Raw genomic sequence first — 14,881 nt, 5'->3', positions numbered from 1 at the left:
GGGAGCCCCCGGGGGCCGGGCCGACGGCGGAGGCGGAGGCGGCACCACGCCATGCGGCGGTGTGGGGACGACGGGGCCGGGCTGGGGCCCCTGGAACGCCGGTGAGTTCCGTGGCCCCGGCCCCGGGGCTCCTCCAGACGGCGGTCCCTGGGGCGGCGGCCCCTGGTACGGCGGTGCCTCCTGAGGCGGGGAGGCCGTAGGAGTGCCGGGAGGTGCGGGCGGAGGAATCGTGGTGCCGGAGAGGAAGGCCTCGGTGATCGAGTCCCACGCCCGGACTCGCGGGGGCACCGGGGGACGTTGGGGACCCGAGGGCGCACCCGGGGGCGGTGGAGGAGGGCCCGGTCGATGCTGAGGACCCGGGACCGGAGGCCCCGGAGGACGCTGAGGCCCCGAAAAGGTGCCCGGGGCCGCCTCCCCCGGCCTCGACCGGTACGGGACAGCGGGGGTGGGCGGCTGTCCGGGGTTCGGGCCGGAGTGCTGCGGCGGGGCCCCTCGGGGAGGCTCCTGGGGCTGGTCCGCCCCCGGCCGGGCCGGAGCGTCCTTCGGCTCGGCCGGTCGCTTCGGGTCGTGCTGGTTCACACCCACTCACCTCTCCCTTCCGTTCCCGCCGGCCGGGGCCGAACGTCCACCGCGCTGTTGACCGCCTCGGCGGCGATGCGGAGCGCGGCCCGGTGGGTGACGTCCGCGATGCGGCGTGTGTCCACGGCCAGCCCCTGCGCCAGATGCCGATCATGCGGCACGAGCACGACCTTGGCTCCGCTCTCGGCGATGATCCGGGTGACGCGCGCGGCGTCGAAGCCCGGGTCCTCTCGTTTTTCCTGGTCGAAGACGACGACCACGCTGCGCTCCACCTCGTCCCGGCGGCCGTCCCGGAGGAGTTCGTCGAACTTGCGGCCCACTTCGAGGGCGGCCTCCCGGGTCGCACGCACGACTCTGATCCGGGAGTGCGCCGTTTCCGCAACGGCGTCCACGAAGGTCCCGCCGGAGCCGCCGGCCACGAGCGTCACCCCGAAGAACCGGGAGATCGGCAGTAGCCCGAAGGTGTGGACGCCCGCGTCGTCCTGCGCGGCCCGGACCGTCCACAGCCCGGTGGCCGCCGCGCCGAGGCTCTTCTCGGCGAGCTCGAAACTGCCCGCCTCCACCCCTTCTCCCAGGGCGTGATCGGCTCGGGAGCCCAACCGGGTGCCGAGCGTCGGGAGCCGGTCGGTGGCGTCCACCGCCAGCACCCGGTCGTCGCGGTGGTGGGCAAGGGCCCGGGCGACCAGGGCGGTCACGACCGCGGTGTCCGCTCCGGTGCCGAGATCGTCCACGACGATCCGGCGGCCGGTGGCACTGGCGCGTTGGAGCCGTCCGCGCACCTCGATGGCGTCGGCGATCTCCGACACCGAACGGAAGGGCGCCAGGGCGGCCCGGCCGAACCGGCGCACCCAGGGGTCCCCGTGGACCGACTTCGTGGGGCTCATCGCCCGCCTCCCCGTCAGAAGGTCGTGAGCAGTCGTTGGAAGGTCCCGAAGGCGCCGACCGCCAACGGCACCATCACGACCACGGCGATCACCTCGAACCTGCTGGTCACACCGCGCAGGCGGGCACGCACGTGCTCGGGCTGCTCGATGGACAGGACCACCGCGGGGATGATCGCCGTACCGGCGGCGATGCCCAGCGCGGGCCACACGCCCCACGGCTCGGCGTCGGCCCACGATGCGAGGAAGACCACCAGCGTCACCAGGCTCGCCGCGATGAGCGCCACCTTCTGCGCGATCAGCGGGAACAGGCGGGAGCGGCTGGCCACCACGATCGCGAGCGCGGCGGACAGCCCGCCGGTCCAGGGGGTGAAGTTCGTGGCCAGGCCCAGGCCCGCGACCGCCGCCACCACCGCGACGGCCAGGGTGGCGATGACCAGGCTGCGGTGCGCCCGGGCCACCGAAGTGAGCACGTCGGCCCTGGTAACGGACTCACCCGAGGTGCGCCGGTCGTCCAGGACCGCCAAACCGGAGATCATCAGGGCCACCCGCAACAGCAGGCTCAGAGAGATCACACAGGCCACGGCCATGACCACGGCGACGAGGTCGGTGGACAGGCCCAGGGCCCGGCAGACCGTCCACACCGCCGTCATGGCCAGGCCGACACCGCCGCCGGCCAGGCCGCCCAGGCCCAGCCCGGAGGTGAGTCCGAGCAGTAGTACGAGCCCCGAGAGCAGCGCGGCGGCGCCGCCCCACAGGACCCACTCCGGCCAGCCGTACTGCTCACTGCCCAGCCACAACGCGAAGGCCCCGGCCGCCGCCCCGCTGACCGCCAGCGCGGTCCCCAGCGGTTCCCGCCAGGTCGGGCCGACCGTGGCCCCGATCGCCAGCAGCACACCGGCGACCACCGCGATCACGGCCGTGCCCCCGCCCCCCGGCGCGTGGCCGTGGACCAGCCAGGCCATCCCGAGCGTCAGGGTGACCAGGGCGAACGTAGCGCTCCACCGGGCCGCCTCCGGCGTCCAGCGGCCCCCGTGGTCATCCAGCGCCTTCGCCACCGCCTCGGGCACCTCGTGCACCACGGGCGCGGGCACCGGGGCCTCGTCCCGGACCAGCCTCAGCACGGCGCCATCCCGGATCTGCCGTTCCTCCAGGGTGTTCTCCCCGGCCAGGACCACACCCGAGGCCGTCACCAGGTGGCGCAGCCGGGCCGGGTTCTCGGGTTCGTCACCGAGCAGCTCCAGTACCTCCGGCATGAGTGCGCCGACGGGTTCGTCCGCCGGGAGTACCGCGTCGACCCTGCGCTCCTCGCCGACGAGCGTCACGCGGCTCCAAGCGGTCATGACCTTCCAATCCTGGTGCTTCCTGCTGTGTTCGCGGCGCGGTCCGCCGTGGTCTCCGCTCCGGGAGCGGGTGCGGGGCGGGTGTACCGCCCCGGGGGAGGGGTCAGTCGGGGATCGTGTCGACCGAGACGCGCTCAACGTACCCCTGACCGACCAGCCAGCGCAGGGTGGGGGCCGACGGCACCTCGGCGAACCCCGCGGTGTCGAGGGTGAAGCGGACCCCGCCGCCAGGACTGCCGTCCTCCGCGGGGTCGGTGGTGGCGGTCACCCGGAACGGGTGGACGACGCGGTAGCGGTGGTAGAGGTCCTCGCCCTCGGTGTCGGTCCGTACGTAATCCGGCAGACCGCGTTCGGCGAAGGGCATCCCGTCGGGGAAGAGGTACCGTCCGCTCTCCGGACCGAAGGCGTCGAGGGTGTCGCCCGGTTCGAGGGTGTGCAGGTAGGAGTCGGCGTTGCGCTCCTCCAGGCCCGCGTGGACCTCCTCGCTGATCTCCTCCGAGGCCTCCTCGGTGGCGGTCTCGTCCGCCGCGCTGAGTGTGCGCGGGTCGCCCTCGGTGGTGGCCAGTTCCTGGAAGAGCCAGCGCGCGGCCTCGTCCTCGCTACGGAAGTCCATCCCGGGACGCCCCTGGTCGAAGTCCATCACGGACACGGACAGGAAGCCCTCCGCGTCCTGGGTGACCAGGTAGTAGCTGCCCACGGTGCCGGGTTCGGGACGCGGCTCGCCGGGCAGGACGTAGAGGTCCTCGGGCACCTCGGCCCGGTCCAGCTCCTCGACCAGCATGGGGAACTCGACCTGCGCGCCGACCCAGTCGCCGGGGATCGGCGGGATGGCGTTCTCCACCGGCCCGGACTCGGCCTGCTCCCGCTCCAGCCGCTGACTGCTGAGGGTGTTGCTGACGAAGGACCAGCCGACCGTCCCCGCGCACGCGACGGCAGCCAGGCAGGCGCTGATCGTGATCTTGCCGAAGTTCTCGTCCAGGCGGCGCTTGGTCCGCTGTCCGCCGAACAGCACCGCCTCACGCAGGCGCTGCCGACGGACCGCGACGGACTCGAGCAGCTGGTTGTCGTAGTCGCGGCCCACCGGTGCTCCTCGTCAGATGTCTCCCCTCCCGACCGGGCGGGGTTCAGATGGCCTGGACGGCGTTGCTCGCGTTGGTCATCGTCTCGGCCGCGATGTTGTCGTACTCCACGAGCGTCTGCTCAACGGCCTTGATGATGCCCCGGACCTCCGTCGCGGCCTCGGCCCACTTCTGTTCCTTCTCCGTGTACAGCGTGGTGGCCTCACCGGCCTCGATCTCGGACATGGCCGTGCCGACGTCGATGCCGCGCTGGTCGATGAGGCTCTCGACCTTGCTGGTGACCTGGTTGAGGGTGCTCTGCACCTCCGCGGAGACCGCGGGGTCGTAGGCTACGCGTTCACTCATCGCACTACTCCTTCAGGGGTGCTGGGGCTGTCTTCGGAGGTTCGGGGCGCAGAGCTCCGGGGGCGTCCGGGCCGGGTGCGCGGCCCGGAGGCCCGGCTAACGGAACTTGGCGGCGTCGAAGTTGGCGGCGCTCATCTGGGTCCGTGCCTCGTCGGCCATGGCCTCGTCACCCGCCATGATGACCTTGCTGAACTCGGCCTGGCCCTCGTTCATCCGGCCCAGTCCGCGGTTGAGGTCGGCCGCGACCTCGCCGGCCCGCCTGTTGAGCTCATCGAAGTCCGTTTTGGCCTGGCCGGAGAACGAGTCGCCCATCGGCTCCGCCGCTTCCATGAGTTTGGTGACCTGTGAACCGAGCTCCTGCAAGGCCTGCTCGGTGGTCATCATCAGATCGCTGGCTGAGTCAGCGTTGACGTCGATGTGCTGGCTGGACATCACTGCACCCTTTCTCGTGGGCTCTGAAACGGCTCCCGTGAGCCCTGTCACGGGTTCGGTACAGGGTGGTGCGGCCCCCGGGAAGACGCGATCCGGACAGCCCCGGTTCTCATAATCCATCACAGAAGTCCGACAGGGACACAGATCCCTCCTCCTGTGGATCGAAAGCGCGCAAGAACCGCAAAAGGCACATCGATTCCGGTTTGAACTGCGCAAATACCAACGGAAACCGGGGCGCCACGCCTCCTGGAACACCCAGAAAGCCGACATGATGTGACTCAATTCACATAACGACCCGATCGATATCCGCCATCCGACCGGACGGCCCGAACTCGCCCCCGCCCTTTCAGCGAAGGAAACCCCCGACCGCCGGGCCGCCAATCACATGAGATGACGGAAATACCCCCGAACAACACTTCGGTAGGGTTTCTGTCGCTCCTGACCGATCTCGTGTTCCCCCCTGCGTCGAGAGGAACGCCGATGACCCTCCGGGTCGTACACCGGCCGACACGCACCACCCACCCGGCCCCCGAACAGGAGCCCCGGGAGGTGGAGGCCCCGCCCACCCTCCCTGACGGGAAGTCGCAGGGAAACCCGCTGATGACCGTCCTGCCGCTGGTGGGCATGATGGCGTCGCTGTCGATCATGATGGTCATGCGCAACCCGGCCTTCATGGCCCTGGGCGCGGTCATGCTCTGCGTGGCGCTGCTCGGTGCCGCGCTCATGCTGTTCTCCCGGCGCGGTCAGGTCGGCAGGCAGCGGCGCAACCAGCGCGAGCTCTACCTCCAGTACCTGGAGGAGCTGCGCGAGACGCTCAGCGAATGGGAACACGAGACGCGCGCTCACGCACGTCTGATCGACCCTCCCCCCGAGGCCCTCTACGACGTCCTGCGCGACCCCAGACGCCTCTGGGAACGCCGCCGTCGCCACGCCGACTTCCTGAAGGTCCGCGTCGGCACCGGCATGGCCCGGGGACACCCCCTCAACCTCGCGGAACAGGGCACCGCCCTCACACCCACCGATCCGTTCATGCAGTCCGAGGCCCAGGCGGTGATCAGACGGTTCGAGACCATCCCGGACATGCCGTTCACCCTGCCGCTGGACATGACCGGCAACATCAGCGTGGTCGGTGAGCGCGAGGACGTCATGTCCCTGGTCCGGGCCATGGTCGCCCAGTTCGGGGTCTTCCACGCCCCCGAGGACGCCGGGATCGCCGTGGCCCACCCGGAGGAGAACGCCGACGACTGGCCCTGGCTGCTCTGGTTCCCGCAGGTTCTGGACCCCCAGCGCCGCGAGGCCGGGATCGCGGCGCGACTGATCGCGCCCACCCCCCGTGAGCTCGGCATGCTGCTCTCCGACGAACTGCGCTCCCGGAGCGACTTCGCCTCCGAGGTCCGCAGGGGGATGGGCCGCCGCGAGGCCTACCAGACGCTCCGCCGCCTGCTCGTCATCCACGACACCCACGGCGAGGTCGCCACCGAGCTGGTCCGCCCCGACCACACCGTCGACCCCGCGGCCCTCGGTGTCACCGTGCTGCACCTGGTGTCCCGGCAGATCGACGAACCGAGCGACGTGAACATCCGCGTCACGGTCAAGGGCCGCGAGGTCGTGGTCGAGGACCTGCGGCCCACCGACCCCGTGATCACCTCGGGAACGCTGGACGACGTCTCCCCCGCCACCCTGACCGGCCTGGCCCGCATGGTCGCCCCGCTGCGACTGTCCCCCGAGTCCGTCGAGGAGACCGCGCAGGAGGGCGGCCGCGTCGACTTCCCCGCGATGATGGGCGTACGCGACCCCGGCAACATGGACGTCCAACGCCTGTGGGCGCCGCGCAGCGAGCGCGCCTTCCTCCGGGTGCCGATCGGCGTGGACGAGATGGGACAGCCCCTCGTGCTGGACCTGAAGGAGTCCGCCCAGCTGGGCATGGGCCCGCACGGCCTGTGCGTCGGCGCCACGGGTTCGGGCAAGAGCGAGATGCTGCGCACCCTGGTGCTGGCCCTTGCCGCCTCCCACCCGCCCGAGCGGGTGAGCATGGTGCTGGTGGACTACAAGGGCGGCGCGACCTTCGCTCCGTTCGAGGACATGCCGCACGTCGCCGGAATGATCACCAACCTCGAGGACGACGCCGCTCTCATCGAGCGGGTCCACGCGAGCCTGTCCGGTGAGGTGCAGCGCCGCCAGCAGATGCTGCGCGACGCGGGCAACGTCCCCAGCATCGGCGACTACACCCACAAACGGGAGCAGGACCCGAACCTCCCCCCGATGCCGCACCTGCTGGTGATCATCGACGAGTTCGGCGAGCTCCTCACCGCCCGGCCCGACTTCATCGAACTGTTCCTTTCCATCGGCCGGATCGGACGCAGCATCGGCGTACACCTGCTGCTGTCCAGCCAGCGCATCGAGGGCGGCAAACTCCGCGGACTGGACACCTACCTGTCGTACCGCCTGGGCCTGCGCACCTTCTCCGAGGAGGAGAGCCGGACCGTCCTCAACACCCCGGACGCCTTCCACCTGCCCTCCCTGCCCGGGTTCGGCTACCTGAAGGTGGACACCACCGTCTACCAACGGTTCAAGGCCGGATACGTGTCCGGCGCCTACCGGGGCCCGGTGGTCGAGGAGGAGGACGACGAGGGCAGGACCCCGTCGCCCCGCCCGTACACCGCCTACAACCCGCCCCCGGAGAAGGAGGCCGAGCGGAGCGAACCCGAGGAGGGCTCCGGCATGCCCTCCCGGACCACCGGCCCGACCCTGCTGGACGTGCTGGTCAACCAGCTCGGCCGCCACGGCGAACCCACCCGGTCGGTCTGGCTGCCGCCGCTGCCGAGCGCCACCACCCTGGACGAGGTCGCGGGCGTCCCCGAGGAGACCGAGCGCGGCCTGCGGCTGCCCGGCGAGCGCCCCGTCCTGAACGTGCCGATCGGGCTCCTGGACGACGCCACCCGGCAGTGGCAGGGCGAATGGCTGCTGGACCTGACCGCCTCCGGCGGGCACGTGGCCGTCATCGGCGGCCCGCAGAGCGGCAAGACCACCCTCCTGCGCACCCTGGTCCTGTCCCTGGCCCTCACCCACACCCCCGAGCAGGTGTCCGTGTACTGCCTGGACCTGCTCGGCGGCGGGCTGCAGTCGCTCTCCGGGCTCCCGCACGTGGGCGGAGTCGCGGTGCGCACCGACCTCGAACGCGTCCGGCGCACCATCGAGGAGGTGCGCGGGATGCTCGAACACCGCGAGGAGGTGTTCCGGGAGCGCGGCATCGACTCGGTGGAACAGCTCCGGCGCCGACACGCGCGCGGTGAGGTCCCCGAGCTGGCCAGCGCCGACGTCGTCCTGTGCGTGGACGGCTACGGTTCCCTGCGCAAGGACTTCGAGGAGGTCGAGGCGGTCGTCAACGAGCTGCTGCAGCGCGGCGGCGGGTACGGCATCCACATCGTGGGCGCCATGCTCCGCTGGAACGACGTCCGGATGGCGGCCCAGTCGAACTTCGGCCAGCGGGTGGAGCTGCACCTCAACACCCCGGGGGACTCCTCCATCGCCCGCAAGCTCGCCGAGACCATCCGGGAGGACGCCTCCGGGCGCGCCCTCACCAGTTCCAAGCTGTTCGCGCAGACCTGCCTGCCCCGGTTCGACGGGGTGCCCTCCACCGAGAACCTCGGCGAGGTCGCCGAGCACGCCGTGCGCGCGGTCGACCGGGCGTGGAAGGGCCCCCGCGCCCCCGAGGTGCGGATCCTTCCGCACCTGCTGTCGGTGCGCGCCCTCCCGGACAGGGAGGAGGCGCCCGCGACCGTGCCGATCGGCCTGGACGAGCGCGCCCTCCGGCCGGTCCAGTTGGACCTGTTCGATCGGGACCAGAACCTCCTGGTCCTCGGTGACGGCGAGTCCGGCAAGTCCAACCTGCTGCGGATGATCTCCGAGGGGTTCGCGGAGCGCTACTCCCCCAAGGAGGTCGTGTTCGCGATCATGGACCCGCGGCGCAGCCTGCGCGACCTCGTTCCCAAGGACTACGTGGGCGGGTACGCCACCACCCCCCGGGTGTGCAACGGCCTGGCCACGGGTGTGGCCAAGGAACTGGAGGCCCGCATCCCCCAGGACGGCGGCGCCGAGGACCTCGAACCCGGCTCGTTCTCGGGGCCGCGCGTCATCGTGATCGCCGACGACTACGACGTCCTGACCACGGCGGGCCAGAAACCGCTGGCCCCGTTCGTGCCCTACGTGTCCAACGGGCGCGACATCGGTCTGCACTTCGTGATCGCCCGCCGGGTCGCGGGCGCCAACCGCGGCATGTACGACCCCCTGCTCCAGTCCATGCGCGAGGTGGGCAGCAGCACGCTGCTGATGTCGGGTGACCGCGGCGAGGGCCAGATCTTCCCGCGCGTGTACGCCACACCCCTCCCGGCGGGTCGGGGCCGGTGGATGCCGAGGGGCGGCGCCCCCCGCCTCATCCAGACCGCCATCCGCGGCCAGGCCTGATCCGGAAGCAACGGAGGAAGCGCAGGCCGCCCGGCCGAGCATCGCCACCCCCCCAGTCCGACACCGCCCCGGAGGAACGTTGAGCTACGACACGGTCGCACTGGTCGCCCAGGAGCCCGACCTCGCAACGGTCGCCCGCGTCCTGGAGCACATCGCCCCGGGGCTGTGGCTGCAGCCGCACACCGACAGCGGCCTCCTCGAACTGCGGGACGACCGGGACTCGCTCCTGGCAGCCGTGGAACCCGGGCTGGCCCTGGCTTCCCACCAGGAGATCGGGCGCCTCCTGGGCCCCGAACAGCAGGACGCCGCCCCGGACCCGTGCTGGTGGGTGGAGACACGAGCCCACCCCGAAGCCGCCGGACGCCGGATCGCGGACGATGTCGCGCGAACGCTGACCGCCCGCCTCGGCGGCACGGTGTGGACCTCCGGGCAGGCGGACACCGACTTCTGGGCGGAGGGACCGCATCCCGCAGTCGACCGGGTCACCGACCACGCCGTCATCGTGACGCAGGACCGCCCTGTCGTGCCCTGGTCCTCCTGGCTCGCCGACGCCGTGGTTCGGTGCGGCAGTGAGCGGGTCCTGCAGCTCCGGACCCCGGCGTCTTCCCGGCTCACCCTGTCCGCGTGGACGGCCGTCACCGCCAGCGCTGGGATGTGGGTGGTGCACGACGGCGACGGGAGCCACTTCGACGGGGTGACCGGGCTTCCGCTCTCCTGGGAGGAACACCGGGGGTTCGTCCGCCACATGCCCGGACCGCCGGAGAGGCGCGCCGCTAAGGCCACGGACGGTATGCCTCAGGGCCCCGTACCCGCGTTCCTCCAACCGCCTCCCCCAGGCACACATCTGGAGGTTCGCCTCTCCACCGTGCACCCAGCCGGGGAGGAGCCGAGGCTCGGGCGCGGCGTGGAGATCCTCGCCGAGTACCTGTCCGGGCCACCGCCGGCCGCATGGGGCCCGCATGAACCGGCCACCCGGGCGTGGGACCCCGCACTGATGCTGGCGTCGGCCCGCCACCACGCCCCGGAACGACTGTTGCTCCATTTCGCCGGCCCGTGGGAACTCGGCCGTCCCTACGTCGGCCGCATCGGGCTCACCTGGGCCAACGGTGCGCTCAGCGAGGAGGTGACCCTGCTGATGGGTCTGGCACAGGGCGGGGAGACCGCGCTCTCCACTCTCCCGGAGGCGGTCCGGGCCCTGGGCGAGGCCGATGTGCTGGACACCTTGTGGGCGCGTCACCGCACCGGTCGTTCTGACACCACCCACGAGCCCGCCTGGCGTGCTCCGGGTTCGGCCCTGGGGTTCGCCGTCGGACCGCGGAGAGTGCGCCTGGTGGGGCTCCCCGCGACCGAGAACGGTCCGCTTCCGGGGACCCCCTTCGGCCCACCGGAACACCGGTCCGTGTGGTACCCGACCCTCGGGGACGTCGACGAGCCCAGACGTGCTCTGAAGGCGTTGCGTACCCAGTGGGAACACCTGGCGGCTCACGCGGGAAAGGGGCCGCCGAGGCGTACGACGGACGAACAGTGACCCGGTCGTCTCTCGACAGACATCAGAACCGCTGGCCGGTGAGCCAGTGGCCGCTTTCGGCCACAGGTCCCCCGGTAAACGCTTGGTTCCCTGCGAACCTTTTGTCCTTGTCGGTCGTCTTCTCCAGCGGACTCGCTACTCAGCGCAACAACACTGTCCTGAACAGTAACCCCCCGTTAGGACGGAGTATCCATGAAGTTCGACCTGAACGACCCCGCCCCTGAGGAGTCGAACTCAAGCGTTCCCGCCTCCCCCGGGTACCCGGCCCCGGCACCCACCGAGGAGTTCGAAGTCGGTGGCGTGAAGGGCAAGTACGGGCGCGCCATCGACAGGGCCCTTTCCTCCCTGTCGCAGCTGCGCGCCCACGTCTCGGGGCGTCCGGCACCGCAGGAACCGCTCGGGCGCGATGAGCTGTCCTTCGACGGTGAGGACAGCGCCCAAGCACTGTTCCGACCCGACCTGTTCTCCGGCCGGACCGGAGGTGGGCGATGAGTTCCTGGAACATCGACGTCTACGGCGTCCACGGCGTGCTGAGCGTCTACAACAACCAGCTCGGCACCGAGGGCGGCGGGCTGTCCGACGAGATCGACTCGACCGCGCGCGGCATCGACATGGCCCTGGAGAACGCCAAGAGCCCGCCGGTGGAGACGGCGCTCGCGGGCTTGTTCGAGTACTACTCCAACGAGACCGAAACGATGTTCCTGAAGGGCCTCTCCTGCTTGAAGGGCGCCAGTGACGCCACCAACGCCTACCAGAACGGCGACCACGAGATGGCCCTGACCGCACAGGGAGAGGCTGGGAAAATCGACGCCCTCGACCTCGACGGGGGCAGTGGCTCGTGAGCGGCTTCGAGCCGACCGAATCCCAGACCGGGGTCGGCTACAACTTCATGACCCTCATCGACCCGGATGCGATCCCCTACCCCGAGACCGACACGTGGTCGCTCAACTACGCCGCCGAGACCCTCCGCACCGGCGGTCAGGAACTGGGCTCCATCACCGAGAGCATGGAGACCACCTGGCAGGGGTTACAGGAGCACTACGAGGCGCCCGAGTCCGAGACCCTGTTCGCGGCGGTGGGTCCGGTGGCGACCATCGGTGAAGACTTGGAGGGTGACCTGGCCACGGTGGCCACGGCCCTGGAAGAGCTGGCCGAGGCAGCAGCGGAGGCCAGACGCAAACTCAACAGCCTCAGGATCGAAGCGCAGGTGTTCGTCCGCGGCCTGGAGGACCGCAAGTGCTGGTGGCTGACCAAGGACGAAGACAACGACGACTGGTCCATCGACACCAATTTCGGCCTGAAGTCGGACGTGAACAGCGCATGGTCGGACTTCACCGCGGCCGAGATCGCCTGCGCCAACACCATCACCGGAGTCTTCGGCGGGGCTACCTTCAGCAAACCTGGTGATGCCACGGGGGCCGACAACGAGCTCGTCTACGGCGAGTCCCGGTTGATATTCGCTCCGGGGGAGGACAGTCGTTCGGCCGCCCACGCTGCTGCCGCATGGTCGTTGGACAACGTCACCGAATGGGCCGGCCAGGAGCTGAATCCGGAGTCGGTCGAGTTCGACAACAGCAACGTGCAGGCGGCCTGGGACACCATCGCCCTCGGGGGTGTCTGGGGCCCCGTGCAGGGCGCCGTCACCAAGACGGGGTACTGGCACAAACAGAACGGCTGGGCCAGCAACAACGAGGAGTACCTCGACAACCTCGAGATGACCTGGACCGATACCGCTCTGGACGCGGGGGAACTGTTCGGCGTCCGCAACGAGGACGGCTGGCTCTACGACTACCGTAGCGACGACCCCACGGAGAACCTCAGCTGGGACTGGTGGCTGGGCAACGCCAAGAACTCCCTGGGCGAGGTGTGGGAGGGCCACTCGGCATGGTCGAAGCGCGAGAGCGATCCCGCGTACACGGGAACCCACACCGCGATCAACACCGCCATGCTCCTGACCGGCCCGGTCAAGTTGGGCATCGAAGTCCTCAACCTGGGCAACGGCCGTTCCGGAGACGGCGCGGGGGCCGAGGCCGGTCCGTACGGCGGCCAGGGCTGGAGTCCCGGCGTAGGAGAGTCGGACCGCGAGATCGCGGACATCATCGGGGAAGGTCGTACTCCGATCACCGAGCGCCTCGGGGACGTCCTGGAGCAGACACCCACTCCGCCGCCCATCGCCCCGGATCGCCCCAGCACACCGCCGCCCTCGGGCCAGCCCGCCCCCGTGACACCGACTCCGAGCCAGGCGCCCACCAACCAGGGCCCCACTCAACAAGACTCCACCCAGCAGGGCGACGCCCGCAGTGAGAGGGAGATCGACACGTCCCGGAACGGGGGGCAGCGCCCAGAAGAGGGTTCCCGAACCGATAGTGAGCGCCAGGGCACCGACCAGGACCAGAATGAGACAGATCGGATCCGCGAGAACGGGGAGGGTCCGTCCAGAGTCGGGAGCGAGGGCAACGAGCCCAACGGGTCACGTTCGGAGAACAGGCAGGACCGCCAGAACAGCTCAGACGATACTCAGACCGTCCCGCCCCACACCGGGGATACGGGAACGGACGATGGCGCTTCCGCCACGTCCAACAACTCGAACAATGAGACGACCAGCGGCAGAAGGAGCACCTCCGAGGACTCGACCTCCAACCCGACCCCGCAGAACCCGGGAGACGGCAGCGCCAATGGAGGAGGGAACTCAGGCAACAGTGGTGGTGGCGACGGAGACAGTCCCGGTGACCCGGCTGCAGAGGGGGCTGGCGATGGCGACCCATACAGAAGCCCGCACCCGGGAACTCCTGAATACGAAAGTAGACTACAAGAATTGAAGGAGGATCCAGCGAGTGGCCCTGCAAATACACAACACAAAGATGACGCTGCCCTCAGGGAGGCCGAAGTTGGCCTCGCAGCGGAAAGGCAAGGATTACTGAAAGGGCCGATTCGGCGTGGAGAGATGGACTATTCCGACCCGAGCAACCCTAAAGATGGCGGAGACTTCATTGATGCCAATGGCCAACCTTGGGACGTCAAGGGATTCAGGGATACCTTTCCACCTTCGGCTGGACCCATGGCAGGAAAGCCACTCAAGGGGCGTGGCGCATTTGATATTTCCAAGGTCGAAAAAGCAATTCAAAGGGAGCTACAGGACGGCGAAAACGTACTCTTAGATCTAGGAATCCTCACTGATGCAAATAATAAAAAATCCATCGAAGACCTGGTTCTCGGAAATCCAGATTGGAGAGAAAGGGTTGTGATTGTTCATGTCTAAGGAAGTTGACCTTCCCGCTGTTGAGCCAACTGCGTGGCCGAGAGATCCGGATACCAAAGAGGCACTCCAGGAGTATCTGATCTGGCTTCGAACTGGAGGCTCCCAGGGCAGCGAACTCGGTGGCGTATTGGATTTTCGTGGGGCCGACCTTACCGGGTTCCAGATGAAGTGGAAATTCTTGTGGGGGTCGAATTTTTCAGATGTGATACTAGATGGCGTCGATCTGTATAAATCTGAACTGGTTGGCGCTGTTCTTGACGGGGCTTCACTTAGGGGTTCGCGCCTGCACAGGACTAATATGAGTGAATGCGAAGCGCATCGAGCTGTGTTCGTAGGGGCAAATCTTTTGAAGGCCCGAATTTATGATTCGGAATTGGCAGGGTCAGATCTTCGCGAAACTTGGACCAGTGGTGCTCACTTCGATCACACGGACCTGAGGGGCGTTGATTTTCGTGATGCCAGATTTGGATCAGGAGAACCGGGTGAATGGACAAGGTTTTCCGGGGCGCGCATGGGAGGTTGCCGTTTGGCCGGAGCAAAGGGGTCCGTGCTTGGCCCAATAGACGTAGGTGTGGACGATGCCGAACTCATTGGTGGCGTTGAGCTGGATGCTTGGTTCTGTTCCCAGGGTGCGCCTGGTGTGAAAGTTGCCCGCACGTAAAGCGCCGTAGAAAAATCGCAGTTCAAAGGAGTCTCTCAGGCAGGAACAACGGTTAATCACCCTCGCTGAACACGAGGGGGTCCCGCTCGCCCACAAGCAAGGAGAGCGACCGACCGGGATCGAGCAGATCGAAGCCGGTCTTTCCCCAGCTGGATCTGTTGCGCGCCTTCCTAGGTGGTGAGCCGGAGGAGTTCGAGCAGACCCTCGTCCAGGAGCTGGAGTCGTTCGGGGAGTACCGCGCTCGGGAGGAAGGGCAGGGGATTCGCTCACGCAGGTGCTGCCGCTCGGGTTGCCGGTAATCCGGTCGCAC

The 14,881-nt window shown here is 69.0% G+C and carries 11 protein-coding genes; 6 read left to right on the top strand and 5 right to left on the bottom strand.

What is annotated here, in order from left to right:
• Positions 1 to 575: 575 nt before the first annotated feature.
• The 5 genes from ACUKCB_RS22740 to ACUKCB_RS22720 all read right to left on the bottom strand — a co-directional run bounded on the left by ACUKCB_RS22740 (position 576) and on the right by ACUKCB_RS22720 (position 4,659).
• Entirely contained in the window at positions 576 to 1,463 is an 888-nt protein-coding gene (locus ACUKCB_RS22740; RefSeq protein WP_473037620.1) for an ATPase, read from the bottom strand.
• A 14-nt stretch (positions 1,464 to 1,477) separates the two neighbouring features.
• Complete coding sequence (eccD, locus tag ACUKCB_RS22735; RefSeq protein WP_473037619.1) at positions 1,478 to 2,803, bottom strand: type VII secretion integral membrane protein EccD; 1,326 nt, start codon at positions 2,801 to 2,803, stop codon at positions 1,478 to 1,480.
• A gap of 103 nt (positions 2,804 to 2,906) precedes the next feature.
• Positions 2,907 to 3,884: a TNT domain-containing protein gene (locus tag ACUKCB_RS22730; protein WP_473037618.1), complete on the bottom strand. Its 978-nt coding sequence runs from the start codon at positions 3,882 to 3,884 to the stop codon at positions 2,907 to 2,909.
• Positions 3,885 to 3,927: 43 nt separating this feature from the next.
• The gene (locus ACUKCB_RS22725) at positions 3,928 to 4,227 is read right to left on the bottom strand and encodes a hypothetical protein (protein ID WP_473037617.1); all 300 of its coding nucleotides are present in this window, start codon (positions 4,225 to 4,227) and stop codon (positions 3,928 to 3,930) included.
• A gap of 96 nt (positions 4,228 to 4,323) precedes the next feature.
• Complete coding sequence (locus tag ACUKCB_RS22720; RefSeq protein ID WP_473037616.1) at positions 4,324 to 4,659, bottom strand: hypothetical protein; 336 nt, start codon at positions 4,657 to 4,659, stop codon at positions 4,324 to 4,326.
• A 480-nt stretch (positions 4,660 to 5,139) separates the two neighbouring features.
• Between ACUKCB_RS22720 and eccCa the strand changes: the two genes are divergently transcribed.
• The 6 genes from eccCa (at position 5,140) to ACUKCB_RS22690 (ending at position 14,571) form a co-directional block, all read left to right on the top strand.
• The gene (eccCa, locus tag ACUKCB_RS22715; RefSeq protein ID WP_473037615.1) at positions 5,140 to 9,123 is read left to right on the top strand and encodes a type VII secretion protein EccCa; all 3,984 of its coding nucleotides are present in this window, start codon (positions 5,140 to 5,142) and stop codon (positions 9,121 to 9,123) included.
• 79 nt (positions 9,124 to 9,202) lie between these two features.
• On the top strand, positions 9,203 to 10,651 hold the full coding sequence (locus tag ACUKCB_RS22710; protein WP_473037614.1) for a DUF6177 family protein: 1,449 nt from the start codon (positions 9,203 to 9,205) through the stop codon (positions 10,649 to 10,651).
• Between the two features lie 192 nt (positions 10,652 to 10,843).
• A complete protein-coding gene (locus ACUKCB_RS22705; RefSeq protein ID WP_473037612.1) occupies positions 10,844 to 11,143 on the top strand; it encodes a hypothetical protein in 300 nt (99 codons plus the stop codon).
• On the top strand, positions 11,140 to 11,493 hold the full coding sequence (locus ACUKCB_RS22700) for a DUF6507 family protein (protein ID WP_473037611.1): 354 nt from the start codon (positions 11,140 to 11,142) through the stop codon (positions 11,491 to 11,493). The genes ACUKCB_RS22705 and ACUKCB_RS22700 overlap by 4 nt, the downstream gene beginning before the upstream one ends.
• Positions 11,490 to 13,910, top strand: coding sequence for a hypothetical protein (locus ACUKCB_RS22695; protein WP_473037610.1), 2,421 nt, complete (start codon positions 11,490 to 11,492; stop codon positions 13,908 to 13,910). Before ACUKCB_RS22700 ends, ACUKCB_RS22695 begins: the two co-directional genes overlap by 4 nt.
• Positions 13,903 to 14,571: a pentapeptide repeat-containing protein gene (locus ACUKCB_RS22690; protein ID WP_473037609.1), complete on the top strand. Its 669-nt coding sequence runs from the start codon at positions 13,903 to 13,905 to the stop codon at positions 14,569 to 14,571. The genes ACUKCB_RS22695 and ACUKCB_RS22690 overlap by 8 nt, the downstream gene beginning before the upstream one ends.
• The last annotated feature ends 310 nt before the right edge of the window (positions 14,572 to 14,881 follow it).

The organism is Nocardiopsis moroccensis (assembly GCF_055763695.1).
This window is presented reverse-complemented; position numbering and strand designations above follow the sequence as displayed.

What these genes read in the sequence shown, in the direction of transcription:
- ACUKCB_RS22740 (WP_473037620.1), bottom strand. Translation starts at nt 1,463, where the DNA reads ATGAGCCCCACGAAGTCGGTCCACGGGGACCCCTGGGTGCGCCGGTTC.
- ACUKCB_RS22700 (WP_473037611.1), top strand. Translation starts at nt 11,140, where the DNA reads ATGAGTTCCTGGAACATCGACGTCTACGGCGTCCACGGCGTGCTGAGC.
- ACUKCB_RS22725 (WP_473037617.1), bottom strand. Translation starts at nt 4,227, where the DNA reads ATGAGTGAACGCGTAGCCTACGACCCCGCGGTCTCCGCGGAGGTGCAG.
- eccCa (WP_473037615.1), top strand. Translation starts at nt 5,140, where the DNA reads ATGACCCTCCGGGTCGTACACCGGCCGACACGCACCACCCACCCGGCC.
- ACUKCB_RS22720 (WP_473037616.1), bottom strand. Translation starts at nt 4,659, where the DNA reads ATGTCCAGCCAGCACATCGACGTCAACGCTGACTCAGCCAGCGATCTG.
- ACUKCB_RS22690 (WP_473037609.1), top strand. Translation starts at nt 13,903, where the DNA reads ATGTCTAAGGAAGTTGACCTTCCCGCTGTTGAGCCAACTGCGTGGCCG.
- ACUKCB_RS22705 (WP_473037612.1), top strand. Translation starts at nt 10,844, where the DNA reads ATGAAGTTCGACCTGAACGACCCCGCCCCTGAGGAGTCGAACTCAAGC.
- eccD (WP_473037619.1), bottom strand. Translation starts at nt 2,803, where the DNA reads ATGACCGCTTGGAGCCGCGTGACGCTCGTCGGCGAGGAGCGCAGGGTC.